Here is a 12,388-nt window from a genome sequence, read left to right on the forward strand (position 1 = left end):
GTGCCGGCGGACCGCCTCCGAGGAGGCGGCGGGGATCAGCGGGACTGCGACGGGCCGAAGAACTCGATCTCCGCGAAGGCGACTTGCTTGGCCGCGGAGGTGTGGTAGGCGGACTCGACGGTGAAGCGGACCTTGGTGACGTCGTCGTAGCGGAAGTCGCGGGTCTGGCCTCCGGCGCCGTCGTCCAGGACGAGTTCGCGGTGGGTGACCTCGCCACTGGACCGGGTCACGGTGACGTCGACGCGGTGCGGGAGGGCCTGCTCGCCGTTCTGGTCGGCGCGGTACGAGACCCCCGGCATCACGATGACGTTCAGCAGACGGGTCGGTGTGTCGAAGGAGGCCTCGATCCACTGGCCCTTGCCCGACTCGGACACCCCGGGGCCCCACCAGGTGTTGTTGAGCTTGTCGAAGGACGAGTCCGGCTTGTGGCCCTGGTAGGAGCGGGACGCGGTGACGTGGTCCGGCGAGACGGGGGCCCGCTTGGAGAAGTGGTCGCGGGTCGCCCGGACGCCGTCGGGGATGTGGACGGCCGCGACGATCACCAGGGTCACCACGATCGCCGCCCCGACCCAGCTCAGTACGCGGTCGAAGGCGCGGCGCACCCGGGGACGGTCGCCGGCCCACGGGGTCTCCCGGGTACGGGTGTCCAGCAGTCGGCGCCACCACGGCAGCCGGCGGCCCTCCACGTGCCGGTCGCCCGCCATGGGCATCGCGCAGCGGGCGCAGTAGTGCCGGTCGGGCCGGTTGCGGGTGCTGCACCAGGGGCAGGGCGTGCCCCCGTCCACACCGAGTTCCTCGCCCGGGGCCTGCACGGTCTGCGGGCGCTGGGGGGCCGGCCGGCCGGGCAGGACCGGGGCGACGGAAGGCGCCGCGAGGGGGCCGGGGTCGGCGACCGGGACGATGAGGCGACGGGCGCGGTCCGCCATGCCGCCGTCGTCCGCGCCTCCGGCGGCCGCACCCGCCCCTCCACCGCCCGGCCAGTCGTCCGCCGCGGCTCCGTCGGCTCCGTCGGCGCGTCGGGCCGCCACTCTGGCCGCCCAGTCGTCCGTCACTCCCGGGACCTCTTCGGTGTCGGTCCCGTCCTGGGCGCCGTGCGCTCCGTGACCGGACTGCCGGGTGCGCTCCGCCGGGGCCGCACGCCTGTCGTCGTACGTGCCGTCGTCCGGGGAGCCGGCGTGGGCGAGGGGTTCCGGGGCGAGAGGCTGCCGCGACTGCCGGGGCAGCCCCGCGCCGCCGCCGGGCCGGGCGAAAGCGTCCCAGCCGGGTTCGGCCGACGCCGGAGCGGCATCAGTGGACGAGTACGTCGACGAGGCCGGGGCCGGGGCGGACACCTCCGACGCCTCACCGGAGCCAGTACCGGCACCGGCACCTCCGCCATGGCTGCGGGTGCCGCTCGCGGCACCCGCCGGGGCAGCCGGCCGGTCGGCCCAGCCCAGTACGGCCCCGCACGCGTCGCAGAACGACAAGCCCGGTTCCGCGCGGGTGCCGCATTCGACGCAGTTCTGCGTGGTCATTTCTCCGAGGTCCTTTCGGACGGATCGCCGGCGGTCACCTGGACCGTGTACGGCATGTGGGCGGGCCGGGCTGCGGCGACGATGCCGTCCAGGCGGTAGTGGTCCGCCGTGGTCGGATCGGGCAGCCTGAGGTGTACGTGCAGATGGGGACGGGGGATACCGGGGATCGGGCCCAGCGGGCGGGCGGTCCAGTCGGCGCCCCCGCTCTCGCTGATCTCCGGTGCGACGCCGAAGGCGAGCCGGACCGTTTCGGACAGGCCGCGCCGGGTGCCGCGGATGCGGTGCAGGTACGCGGCGGTCGCCACGGCGGCACGCAGCAGCGGCTCGGGTTCGGTGCCGTCGGTCTCCGCACCGACCCAGCCGGTCAGCCACCGGGCGTAGTCCAGGGGCGCCAGCGAGGGGCGGAAGTAGGAGTCGAGGCAGTCCAGCGCGGTGTGGATGGGCGCGAACACCTCGTCGAGCCCGTCGACGAAGCGCAGGGCGAGGTCGTCGTCGGCGAAGACGGCGGGCAGCATCGCGCCGATCGGCGAGGACGAACCGAGTCCGTCGACGGAGCCTCTCATCCGTGGCTCCCGGTGCCGCGGTCCTTGTCCCCCGTGGGGTTGTCCCCGATCACCCGGACGCGGTGGTCGAAGGAGAACACCAGGGAGGGCGGTGACAGGTCGATGCGGTTCGTCGCCTCGCCGCGCTTTCCGGTCAGCGGGTCGGCGGGGTGGAGCATGACCTCGTCCACCAGCTCGACGCCGGGAATCCGCTGGAGCACGGCGAAGGCCTCGCCGGCCTGCACGGGCCGCCCGAACGGCCAACCCTTGCCGTCCGCGCCACCGGTCAGCGGATCGAGGTGCTGGTAGAGGGCGTCGTGCACCCGTCGGCGTACCAGGTCGGTGTCGACGCCGCGGAAGGCGTGCACGGTGGCGACGACCGTGACGCCCTGGTAGAACGGCGGACCGACCGCCAACCGGGTCCCGATCAGGCGACGTTCGTCCAGGTGGCGCGTGATGCGCTCCAACAGCGCGTCACCGGGCACCAGTTGTTCGAAACGGAGTCGGCCGCCCGGGTCGGGTATCGCCTGTGGCACCACCAACACCCTTACCGCGTAAGCACCGTACTCGCTCTCCTCGCCCTCCAGGCAGGAGATGCGCGCGGTCTCGGGGGCGGCCCGGCGGGCCAACTCCTCGTAGTCGCGCAGGGTCACCGCGCGCTCCTGGGCGCGCAGCGTGATCGGGGCGCGGACCTTCGCCTCCTCGACCGTCTCGCCGTCCACGCCGCCGCGCGCGGCCTCCCGGTTGACGACCTCGGAGACGTACGGGATGGAGGTGCGCAGGACCTGTACGGCGCCGCGGGCCACGTTGCCGGCCCGGCCGCCGCCGGTGCGGTAGCTGCGGGCACGTACGGGTGAGCCCTTGGGAGCCGCCATGCCGTACTGGCGCAGGGACCCGTCGGGTTCGCGCACCGCCGGTCCGAAGGCGATCTCGCCGGTCGCGGCGTCCACGGTGACGTGGCGGTCGTCCGGGCCCGAGGCGGCGAAGTGCGGGACTACCTGCCAGTCCGTCCAGCCCTCGTGCTCGGCGGTCTGCAGCAGGACCGGCGGGGTGTCGCCGACCACGGGTCCGTGCGCGAGCCGCAGCCGCTGGCCCGGCAGCCCGGTGGACTCGCCGAGCGCCTCGTCGTAGACCGTCTCGGCGTGGACGACGGGGGCGGTGCCGCCGATGGTGAAGCCCTCGGCGGAGCGGACGGTGGGCGAGGTGGTGTAGAAGGGCTGGCCGGGGTGGGGTTCGGTGACCCTGCACCGCAGCCAGCCCGCCTCCTGACCGGCGTTGCGGGAGAGCACGTGTCCGCCGGGGACGTGCAGGATCACCTCACCGGGCCGGTTGAGGCCGCCGGTGCCGTCCCGGTCGACCTCGCAGAGCTGCCAGCCGTCCTCGGTCCACGCCTCCCAGACCAGCGGAGGCTGCCGCGGATCCACACCGACACCGTCGACCCGGCTGTCCAGCTCCAGGGTGACCGCGCAGTGCGGCACCGCGCCGGTCAGGCCCAGCAGCATGCAGTCGCCCGGGGAAGGGGACTCCGAGAAGCAGAGCACGTCCTTCCCGTCGTCGGCGAGGTCGTGCGTGCGGTCCAGCGCGGGCTCGCCCCGCCGCTGCACCATCAGATGCTTCAACCCGCAGTTCCAGAGCACCAGTTCGCGCTCGGTGCTGAAGACGACCGCTTCCTCGTCGCTGGTGCGCGAGGTGGCCACCTCGGTGCCGAGCGGTACGGTCACCGGCTCCTCCTGCGGCGCCGAGAGCCAGAACGTCACCTCCGTACGAGCGGCGGAGGGCGGGAACAGCGTGATGCCGACCAGGTCGAGGAAGGCCAAGTGGTTCTTGTCCGGCACTCGGTTGAGCCGGTAGACGATCTCGTCGGCCATGTGCGCCACCGTCTCGACGAGGGTGATCCCCGGGTCGGAGACGTTGTGGTCGGTCCACTCCGGGGCGCGCTGCTGGATGTAACGCTTGGCGTCGTCGACGAACTGCTGGAAGCGGCGGTCGTCGAGATTCGGGGAGGGCAGGGCCATCAACGGTCGCTTTCGGGAGAGTTGCCCAGGGCGGGGCCGGCGTCGGGCTCCTCGTGGGACGGGATGACATAGAAGGGGAAGACGAGGCTGCGGGGGTTGTTGGTGCCGCGGATCGAGTAGCGGACGTCGATGAAGAGGACACTCTGGTCGGTGCCCACGGTGACCTCGATGTCGTCGACCTCGATGCGCGGCTCCCAGCGGTCCAGGCTGACGTACACCTCGTGCTGGATGCGGCCCGCGGTCTGCTCGTTGACCGGTGCGAACACCAGATCCTGGATGGCGCAGCCGAAGTCCGGCCGCATCGGCCGCTCTCCGGGCGCCGTGGACAGGACCAGCCTGATCGCCTCTTCGATCTCCCGCTCCCCGCTGACCAGGGCGATCCCACCGGTGGGCCCGATGCGCAGGGGGAACGACCAGCCGGACCCCACGAACTGTTCGGCCATCAGACCTTCTCCTGCCTTCCGTCGGCGTTCTCGCTCATATCACCGGCATTCCGTTGGCCAGGAACGCGGGAGACGTGACGAGCACCGTGGGGGCCTTGATGGTGGTGTTGACGGCCGAGGTGACCTGCACGGTTCCCCCACCGGTGAGCATCGCGGCACCCACGGCGTTCATGTTCAGGGCGCCGACCGCGTTCAACCCCAGTTCGCCGGCGGCCCGGACGTTGACCGCGCCGCTGCCGCTGATGCTGAGCGGACCGCCGCTCTTGATGGTCAGGGCACGCCGGGCACTGAGCGTCAGGTCGGTGCCCGCTTCCACCGACACCGACCGGCTGCCCTTGATCGTCACCGAGCCCTTGCTGTCCACGACGATCTCGGTGTTGGTCCGGTCCAGCTGGATGATCAGCTGCTGGTCCCCGGAGGCGAGCCGGACGCCCTGTTTGCGCGTACCGGTCTTCTGGCTGAGCAGGTCCATGCGGTTGCCGTCCCGGTCGGAGACGGTGTGCCGCGCCGCCGTCTTCCGCGAGGCGTCGTGCAGCGGCACGTCCCTGACGGGGGTCGGCACGTCCTTGCCGTTGTAGAGCCCGCCGATCACGAACGGGTGGTCCAGAGCGCCCCGGTCGAACCCGACGAGCACCTCGTCGTTGACGTCGAGCGGGAAGATTCCGCCGCCGGAGAGGCCGCCCATCTGCACGGTGCGCGTCCAGTCGCTGACGTAGGTGTCGTCCAGCCAGGGGAAACGCAGCTTGACGCGCCCTTGTTTGAGCGGGTCGTTGACGTCGGTGACCAGAGCGTTGGCCACGCTGGGCAGCCGCGGCGCGGTCTCCGTGCCGCCGGAGGTGAGGCCGTACAGCGACCGCCACTGGCGTCCGCTGACCGTCACCCAGGTCTCGTAGTGCTTGCCGTCGCCGAAGACGTGGCGCACCGAGGTGACGGTGTACTTGCCCTCGAAGGGCTTGCCCACGTCGGCCAGGGCCACCGGAACTCCCGGCCGCAGCTTGGGGTTCCCGCGCGCGACGACCTCCACCTCGGCGAACGAGGACGTGATGTCGTCGGCGAGCGCTTCGGCGGCGAACTTCACCTCGGCCTGCTTGTCGTACGGCGTCGCCGTGTCCACCAGCGGCGCCGGGCCGAACTTCGCGGCGGCGACACCCGGCGTGGTGCCGATGGTGATGCCCGGATTGGAGACCGCGGGCGAGAGGGCGGTGAGCTCCTTCTTCGTCGCGACGTCCCAGCCCCGCGCCTGGACCTTGCCGACCTGGTCGGCGGCGGTGACCGCGGCCCGCAGCCGCAGGATGTCGTGCCCCGCCTGCAGCACGAAGGGGCTCTTGTCCCCGTCGGTGCTCGGCGAGGGCGCGCCCGCGGACGGCTTGGGCCGTACGAACTGGAACTTGCCCTTCGCGTCGATGGACATCACCATCTCGTTCTCGTCGGCGAGCCGCGCGAGGAAGTCCCAGTCGGTGACGTTGGACTGGCTGATGAACTCGTACACGGTCTTCGTCGACTGGATCGTCCCGACGGGCACGCCGTCCTGGGCCGCCAGCTTCCTGGCGATGTCGGACGCGGTCTGGCTGCGGAAGGCGGTCACCCGGCGGCGGCGCAGCAGGCGGTGCCCGAGGTCGTAACCCCGGACGACGGCGAAGGTGCCGGTGCCGTCGTAGTCGACCTCCAGGCCGGTGACCTCACCGGTCAGCAGCGGGTCTCCGGCGCCCTTCCCGTCGGCCACCGGCGTGATGACCACGCTGCTGCCGAAGGTGACTCCGAGCTTGCCGAGGATCTTCCGGTACGGGTCCCGGAAGGTGAGGTGGAACGCCGCCGGAACACCCATCCCCTGGTCCACATGGCTGTCGACGAGGGCGCTGGTGAGGTCGGACGGAATCTTGGCGCCATTGATCTTGACGTCGACGACGTTGGAGAACGCGGCCCGCACCATCAGCCGCTCACCTCCTCGGCGGACGGCATGACCAGTTCGGTGCCGGACGGCAGGTTCCGGGGATCGTCGATGCCGTTGGCCCGGGCGATCGACCGCCAGGCGGCGGCGTTGCCGTACTCCCGCCAGGCCAGCGACTGCAACGAGTCGCCCGCCACGACCCGGTGGACGCGCTGCGCGGTCAGCGCGCCGGACGTCGGGTTCTGGCCACGGGTCTTGCTCGGGATCTCGTGCAACTGCAGTCGGCAGGTGGCCCGGATGGGGACGCCGGTGGTGCCGAAGACCGTGTAGGACACGTCGACGGAACTGATGTAGGCGGTGAACCGTGCCGTCGAGAACGACCCCCACTGGAAGACGACCCACGGCGGCGAAGGCTGCTTGGTGCCGATGCTCTTCAGGGTCACCTCGCAGCATTCGAGGAGCGACTCCACCTTCTTCAGCACGGTGTTGCCGGTCGGTTCGCCGGAGGAGTCGAGGAAGACCTCCAGACCCATCTGCATCGCCTCGACGCCCATGAACTCCGGCTTCGCACCGGTGCGTTCGATCTGCGCCGGGGTCGCCTTCCACTGTGCGCGGCGGCTCAGAGACAACTGCGCCGGGTTGAAGTCGAAGGCGAACGTCTCCATGATCCCGCCGGGGGACGTGCTGTCGCCCACCGGCGGTTCGTGGATCGCCAGATTGGCGCGTACGAGGCTTTTGCCCGCGCCCTTGCTGCCCTTGGTGGCCACCGTGTCCCCGCCCCTCAGCCCGTGAATCCGTGGTGGGCGATCTCCAGTACCTCGGTCGCCACCGCCGGGCTGGCCGGGTCGAGGGTGGGACCGGTCCAGCGCACCGGCAGCACGTCGATGAGACCCCAGCTGGCGACCTCCGAACCGTCCGCGCGCAGCGCCGCGATCTGCGCGGTGGGCCGCTTGATCCCGGTCTGCACGGACGAGATCCACTTGGCGACCTTCGCGGTGTCCGGGGTGAGCGGGCGGGTCAGCCGGATCGTGGAGAAGGTGACCCGGGTCGGCAGCGCCCACACGAAGCCGTTGTTGCCGCCCTCCTGGTGGTGCTCGACCTCCACCTCGGACGCCAGCCCCTCGCACCCGTTGAAATAGCCGAGGCTTTCGCCGTCGATGCTGAGGGAGAACCAGATGGTTGAGCCCGGGTCTTGGCTGGAGGGCATCTCGGCGGACCTTTCTTTCGGTGGTGCGTGCCGGTCGGGTGTTCGTCCCGGCCAAAAGGCCTGGGGCCGGGGGCGGTCGGGACGATCGGAAGGCGGATCGGTCGGATCGGTCGGATCGGTCGGAGCGGTCAGCGGCGGGGGTCGCGGAGTTTGCCGATCCGCTCGCGGTCCAGGCGGAGTTCGGTGCGGATCAGCCGGGTGATCCGGCCGACGAGCCGGTGCGCGAGCTCGTCCAGCTGGAAGTCGGTGAGCGCCCGGGGATCGAAGCCGCCGTCGGGTACTTCCGTGTACTTGGGCGGGGGCGGGGAGTTCCCGGGCGACGGGTCGTTCGGCGGGGACGCACCGGACTCCGGGGTGTACGGAGGCGGCGGACCGGCCGGGTGTCCGGGACGCGTGGTGAGGCCGGCCGCCACCGTGGCCGCCGCGGAGGCGGCGAGTGCGCCGACCGCGGACGAGGCGGACCGGCCGGCGGCCCTGTGGGACTTTCCCCAGAGCCGCTGGACGACCGGCATCGAGGCCGCGGGAGCGGCGGGAGCCGGGAGAGGAGCCGCAGCCGCGACGGCACCGCCGGCAGGCTGGACCGGTGCCGGCATCGGGGCCGGTCCAGCCGGCAGGGGCAGCGGCGCTGCCTTCACGGGCACCGCGACACTGCGCTGGAGCACGGCAGGGGCCGGTTGCGGCATCGCCGGGAACAGCGCGGTCGATCCGGGCGGCGCCGTCGTCGTCGGAAAAGCCGGAGCGGGGAACGCCGGGGCCGGGAACGCCGGGGCCGGATTCGCAGGTCCGGGGAACTCCTGGGCCGGAGCCGGCGGCTGTACCGGACCGGGCGGGGCCGTCGGCAGGAGCGGCGGAGGCAGGGACTTCGGGGGCCGCGGCTGTGCCAGTGCCCGCTGGACCACCGGGACCGACGGGAAGTCGCGAAAACCCGGAGCGCTGTGCGCAAGTCCGGGTCGCGGTGCGCTGTGTGCGGGGGACGGAGCCGGTGTGCTCGCGGGTGCCGGAGGCGGGGTGCTCGCGGGTGCCGGAGGCGGGGTGCCGTGTGCCGGAGCCGGGGTCGGTCCCGGGGCTCGTGCCGGTGCCGGTGCCGGTACTGGAGTGGTACGAGCGAGCTGTACGGGCAACGGAGCCGCACCGGCGGGAGCGGCACCGGCAGGGACCGCACCGGCAGGAACCGCGCTCATCGGGGCGCCGAGGGGCGAGCGTCGCGGAGTGCTCCGGGCCGGGGACGGGCCGGAGCTCGCGGACGGGCCGCCGCCTGCGGACGGGGCCGGGGCGTCCGCGCTCGCGGACAGGGCCGGGGCAGGGGCGGGGGCGGGGGCAGGAGCGGACGCGGCCCGCTGGATGCCCGGAGCCGGAGCCGGTGCCAGTGCCTGAGGGGACACCGCCCGCTGGATGCCCGGAGCCGGGGAGGTCGCACGCGCCGTGGGCGCCGAGGCGATCGGAGCGCCCAGACCCGGGCGGGACCGCGGACGGGCGGCGCTCCCTCGGACGGGGGGTACGCCGGAAGAGGCGGCGGGCGGCCGGGCACCGGTCGACGGCCGCGCCGAGTCGTCCTCCCGGCCCGGGGTGCCGGAGCCGGTCGGGACCGCTGTCGCGGTCGGCCCTGCCGGAGTGTCACCGGAGCGCGCCGCCGCCCGCTGGACGGGGGTGCCGGAGTGGGGCGGGAGGGCGGCCGCCGGGGCCGCAGCGGTGGGCGCTGGACCGGCGCCGGCCGCCGGAGTGGAGGTGACGGCGGGTGCCGGGGATTCCGGCTGGACGGAGGCTCGTCGTACGGCGATCCCCGGAACCGGCGAGGCCGCAGGCGCCGAGCCGGAGGCAACACCGGACGGCGCGGGACCGGGCCGGGGTGACGTCGTACCGTCGCTGCCGGACCGCGTCGACCGCAGGGGAGCGCCGCCCCGCGGTCGGCCGGGAGCGGAGTGCGTGGGCTGCTGGGGGGTGGAGCCGGGGGACGCGGACCGCTGCGGCCCGGAGTCGGGCGCGGCCCGCCGCTGGACGACGGGTGCCGGGCCTGCGGCACCCGCGACGGGCACCACCGGGGAAGCCGAGGGCGGAGCCGCTCCGGGGGCGGTCCCGGGCGACTGCGGGGAAGGCGTGGGCCGGTCGTGGGCCCCGGCCCGTACGACCGGAACGTCACCGGCCACCACGCGCCGCACCGAAAGGTCACCGGGTACCGCCCCGGCCTCACCGCCCGTGGCAGGGACCGGCGTTGTCGGGGTACGGGCGGGGTCCGCGTCCCCACGGGTCGGGGTTCCCACGCCACCCCTGCGGGCGCCACTCCCGCTCCGGGAAGGGCTGCCCGCGGGCGGGGTCTGCCCCGCGGCGGCAGGCGCCACCACGGCCGACGTCTGCACCGCTGCACGCTGCACCACCGGACCGGAAGCCACCGGACCCGAAGCCGCCGGAACGGAGGCCGCCCGACCGGAGGCCACCGGAACGACACCAGCCGGAGCGGCACTGACCGGCCCGGCACCGGCAGGGCCGGAACCCGTGGATCCGGACTCTCCGTCCGACGCCACCTCCCGGGCCGTCCCGCCTTCACGCGGGGCAGCCGCCGGCCGCACCGGGGCGGTCGGCGTTCCGGCGCCGGAAGGGACACCGGCGGGCGTACGGGCCGCCGCGCTCGCGGGGGCAGCACTCCGCCGCGCGGTGGGCAGCACCCGCCGCTGCACCTCCGCCCCGGGCTGCGCCCGGGTCAGAGCCGCCTGCCGGGGAGACGGGCTCGCCGGAAGCGGCGTCACCCGCAGACCCGCGCGCGCGGCCGGCGGGAGGACGGGAACGGCAGGAGCCTCGGACCGCAGCACCGATACCGGGGCCGGACTCGAACCGGCACGGCCGCCACCCGCAGCACCGGTGCCGGAACCGCCACCGGGCACGACAGCCGGACCGGCCGCCGTCGTGCTCCGTACCTCCGTGCTCCGTGCCTCCGTGTTCCTTGTCGGCGTGTTCCTTGTCGGCGTGCTCCGTACCGCCGTACTCCCGCCGGGGGCCGCAGGCGCACTCCGCTGCACTGCCGGAGCCGGGGGCACCGGCCCCGGGGTCGCAGGGCCCGCCGCCGTCACCGGCCGGGCCGCGCGCGCCTGCGGGGAGCCGGGGACCCGCGCGGACGCGGGTCCTCCCGGCACGCCGGGGGCCGCCGGGAAACTCGCCGGAAGCGCCCGCAGCGGTACCGCCGGGGCGCGCTGCACCGTGGCGTCGTTGCCCGCCAAGGGCAGTGCCCCCGACCGGCGTTCGAGACCCGGTACGGGCCGGGCCGACACCGGGTTCGCCGCTTCGCCGAGTACCGAGGTGGCCCGGCCGTCCAGCACCGCGTGGGACGCGGTGCCCATGAACGACGGGTTCTGCCAGGTCGGCAGCCGGCCGCCGAAAGCGGAGTCCGCGACTCCCGCCGGTCCGCCCGCCACGGCGCGCTGGATCGGCGGCAGCCCGGCCCAGGCGGCGACGACCGGAGCGCGGACGCCCGATGGTTCGGCCACCCGGCCGGTGTCGGCCCCGCCTCGCGCGGAATCCGCCGCCCCCTCGGGGGGTACGGCCGCCGCGCTCGTCCCCGTGCCGCCCGCTCGCCCGGTCCACAACCGCTCCAGGAACCCCACCGCTCAGCCCTCCGCGCCGGCACGCGTCACGAAGGACGCGATCTGATCGGTGTATCGACGACGGTCCTGGTGCTCCAGGTCCAGGATCTGCTCCAGGCTCCAGTGGAAGTGGTAGGCGACGTACGCGATCTCCTCGTGCAACCGGTCGTTCGCGTACGTCACGATTCCCCCAGGCGGCTCCCGCCGAGTTCGACCTCGAAGGGCTCGGAACAGTGCGGGCATTCCACCGAAGCGCGGGTGTGGCCCTCCGCGTTGATCTGACGGTAGAAGTCCTGCAGGAAGGCCAGGTCGGAGGCGAACATGTTCTCCACGATGCCGTCGTGCATCATCGGCAGCGTGCCGAGCCGGGTGATCACCCGGCCCAGCAGCACCACCGAGAGGAACGCCGGGTTCTCCTGGACGCGTACGTCGCGCAGCGGGACGAGTTCGTCCCGCGCCGTCGACAGCCGCATCACCCCGTCCCGGTGGACGGTGCCCGCGTCGTCCACATAGCCACGCGGCAGCTGGAACGCGAACTCGGTGCGCAGTTCGTACCGTTGCTGCTGCGGGGCCGGTGCGGAGGGCGCGACCTGTGTGTCGGGTGCCGCGACGGGAGCGGACTGCTCCGTCTCCGCACCGGGACCCTGGGCGAAATCGCCGGCCCTGGCGGCAGAACGGCGCATTACTCGATGACCAGTTCTTCGAACACGATGGTCACCGTCTCGGTGAGCGCGGAAGCCTCGCCCGCCTTCACCGTGCTCGCGTCGATCTTGCTGCACCAGGCGTTGCGCAGGTGGTAGCGCTTCACCGGGTTGTTCTGGAAGTCCATCATGATGATGGAGGCGTTCTTGCGGGCCGTGGTCATCTGACCGGCGATCGACTCGTTGATCCACTGGGTGAACGACGCCGACTGGGTCATGCCGCGGATGACCGTGCAGGTCCCGTTCTTCTTCACACCCGGCATGTTCTTGACCACGTTCTGGCCGTTCGGGGTGTTCTGCTGGTAGGTGATGACGTCCTGCTCGATGCTCATGCCACTGACCTCGGCGAGGTACTCGACCATGACACCGTCGATCTGCAGGCCGAAATTGTGTGAGGTAAGGGCGTCACCCGGCTGGAGACTCATGTGTTCGCTGTCCTTGTGAAGGAGATCTGAGGGGTGGCGGCGTTACGGCGGTGGAGGCGGCCCGGGGCCCGGGTGGTGTCC

The 12,388-nt window shown here is 73.1% G+C and carries 12 protein-coding genes; 1 reads left to right on the forward strand and 11 read right to left on the reverse strand.

Annotated elements, in window-relative coordinates; translation table 11 throughout:
- Positions 1–35: 35 nt before the first annotated feature.
- The 8 genes from ACFWEP_RS23110 to ACFWEP_RS23145 form a co-directional block, all read right to left on the reverse strand.
- On the reverse strand, positions 36–1,514 hold the full coding sequence (locus ACFWEP_RS23110; RefSeq protein WP_387372423.1) for an NADase-type glycan-binding domain-containing protein: 1,479 nt from the start codon (positions 1,512–1,514) through the stop codon (positions 36–38).
- Positions 1,511–2,077 (reverse strand): phage tail protein, encoded by a 567-nt coding sequence (locus ACFWEP_RS23115; protein ID WP_387372425.1) that lies wholly within the window; start codon positions 2,075–2,077, stop codon positions 1,511–1,513. Before ACFWEP_RS23115 ends, ACFWEP_RS23110 begins: the two co-directional genes overlap by 4 nt.
- Entirely contained in the window at positions 2,074–4,071 is a 1,998-nt protein-coding gene (locus ACFWEP_RS23120; RefSeq protein ID WP_387372426.1) for a putative baseplate assembly protein, read from the reverse strand. The genes ACFWEP_RS23115 and ACFWEP_RS23120 overlap by 4 nt, the downstream gene beginning before the upstream one ends.
- Entirely contained in the window at positions 4,071–4,514 is a 444-nt protein-coding gene (locus ACFWEP_RS23125; protein ID WP_387372428.1) for a GPW/gp25 family protein, read from the reverse strand. Before ACFWEP_RS23125 ends, ACFWEP_RS23120 begins: the two co-directional genes overlap by 1 nt.
- Before the next feature lie 34 nt (positions 4,515–4,548).
- Positions 4,549–6,444, reverse strand: coding sequence for a VgrG-related protein (locus ACFWEP_RS23130; protein WP_387372430.1), 1,896 nt, complete (start codon positions 6,442–6,444; stop codon positions 4,549–4,551).
- Positions 6,444–7,169 (reverse strand): LysM peptidoglycan-binding domain-containing protein, encoded by a 726-nt coding sequence (locus ACFWEP_RS23135; RefSeq protein ID WP_328720232.1) that lies wholly within the window; start codon positions 7,167–7,169, stop codon positions 6,444–6,446. Before ACFWEP_RS23135 ends, ACFWEP_RS23130 begins: the two co-directional genes overlap by 1 nt.
- A gap of 14 nt (positions 7,170–7,183) precedes the next feature.
- Entirely contained in the window at positions 7,184–7,609 is a 426-nt protein-coding gene (locus ACFWEP_RS23140; protein WP_358761169.1) for a phage tail protein, read from the reverse strand.
- A gap of 128 nt (positions 7,610–7,737) precedes the next feature.
- Positions 7,738–8,202 (reverse strand): extensin, encoded by a 465-nt coding sequence (locus tag ACFWEP_RS23145; RefSeq protein ID WP_387372433.1) that lies wholly within the window; start codon positions 8,200–8,202, stop codon positions 7,738–7,740.
- A 2,350-nt stretch (positions 8,203–10,552) separates the two neighbouring features.
- On the opposite strand from ACFWEP_RS23145, the gene ACFWEP_RS23150 reads away from it, so the two are divergent.
- Positions 10,553–11,248: a hypothetical protein gene (locus ACFWEP_RS23150; protein WP_387372435.1), complete on the forward strand. Its 696-nt coding sequence runs from the start codon at positions 10,553–10,555 to the stop codon at positions 11,246–11,248.
- Here the strand turns inward: ACFWEP_RS23150 and ACFWEP_RS23155 are convergent.
- From ACFWEP_RS23155 to ACFWEP_RS23165, 3 genes are read right to left on the reverse strand one after another with little or no spacing between them, the layout of a single operon-like run.
- Positions 11,206–11,364 carry a DUF6760 family protein gene (locus ACFWEP_RS23155; RefSeq protein WP_266707268.1) on the reverse strand — a complete coding sequence of 53 codons (159 nt, stop codon included), beginning with the start codon at positions 11,362–11,364 and terminating at the stop codon, positions 11,206–11,208. The two genes, ACFWEP_RS23150 and ACFWEP_RS23155, sit on opposite strands and share 43 nt — an antisense overlap.
- Complete coding sequence (locus tag ACFWEP_RS23160; RefSeq protein WP_387372436.1) at positions 11,361–11,864, reverse strand: hypothetical protein; 504 nt, start codon at positions 11,862–11,864, stop codon at positions 11,361–11,363. The genes ACFWEP_RS23155 and ACFWEP_RS23160 overlap by 4 nt, the downstream gene beginning before the upstream one ends.
- Positions 11,864–12,307: a phage tail protein gene (locus tag ACFWEP_RS23165; protein WP_266707264.1), complete on the reverse strand. Its 444-nt coding sequence runs from the start codon at positions 12,305–12,307 to the stop codon at positions 11,864–11,866. Before ACFWEP_RS23165 ends, ACFWEP_RS23160 begins: the two co-directional genes overlap by 1 nt.
- Positions 12,308–12,388 lie beyond the last annotated feature (81 nt).

It is taken from the genome of Streptomyces sp. NPDC060198, from assembly GCF_042728415.1.
In the GTDB taxonomy this organism is placed as follows: domain Bacteria; phylum Actinomycetota; class Actinomycetes; order Streptomycetales; family Streptomycetaceae; genus Streptomyces.

Excerpts from the sequence above, each read along its gene's own strand:
- ACFWEP_RS23110 (WP_387372423.1), bottom strand. The coding sequence starts at position 1,514 with ATGACCACGCAGAACTGCGTCGAATGCGGCACCCGCGCGGAACCGGGC.
- ACFWEP_RS23115 (WP_387372425.1), bottom strand. The coding sequence starts at position 2,077 with ATGAGAGGCTCCGTCGACGGACTCGGTTCGTCCTCGCCGATCGGCGCG.
- ACFWEP_RS23120 (WP_387372426.1), bottom strand. The coding sequence starts at position 4,071 with ATGGCCCTGCCCTCCCCGAATCTCGACGACCGCCGCTTCCAGCAGTTC.
- ACFWEP_RS23125 (WP_387372428.1), bottom strand. The coding sequence starts at position 4,514 with ATGGCCGAACAGTTCGTGGGGTCCGGCTGGTCGTTCCCCCTGCGCATC.
- ACFWEP_RS23130 (WP_387372430.1), bottom strand. The coding sequence starts at position 6,444 with ATGGTGCGGGCCGCGTTCTCCAACGTCGTCGACGTCAAGATCAATGGC.
- ACFWEP_RS23140 (WP_358761169.1), bottom strand. The coding sequence starts at position 7,609 with ATGCCCTCCAGCCAAGACCCGGGCTCAACCATCTGGTTCTCCCTCAGC.
- ACFWEP_RS23145 (WP_387372433.1), bottom strand. The coding sequence starts at position 8,202 with ATGCCGGCACCGGTCCAGCCTGCCGGCGGTGCCGTCGCGGCTGCGGCT.
- ACFWEP_RS23160 (WP_387372436.1), bottom strand. The coding sequence starts at position 11,864 with ATGCGCCGTTCTGCCGCCAGGGCCGGCGATTTCGCCCAGGGTCCCGGT.
- ACFWEP_RS23165 (WP_266707264.1), bottom strand. The coding sequence starts at position 12,307 with ATGAGTCTCCAGCCGGGTGACGCCCTTACCTCACACAATTTCGGCCTG.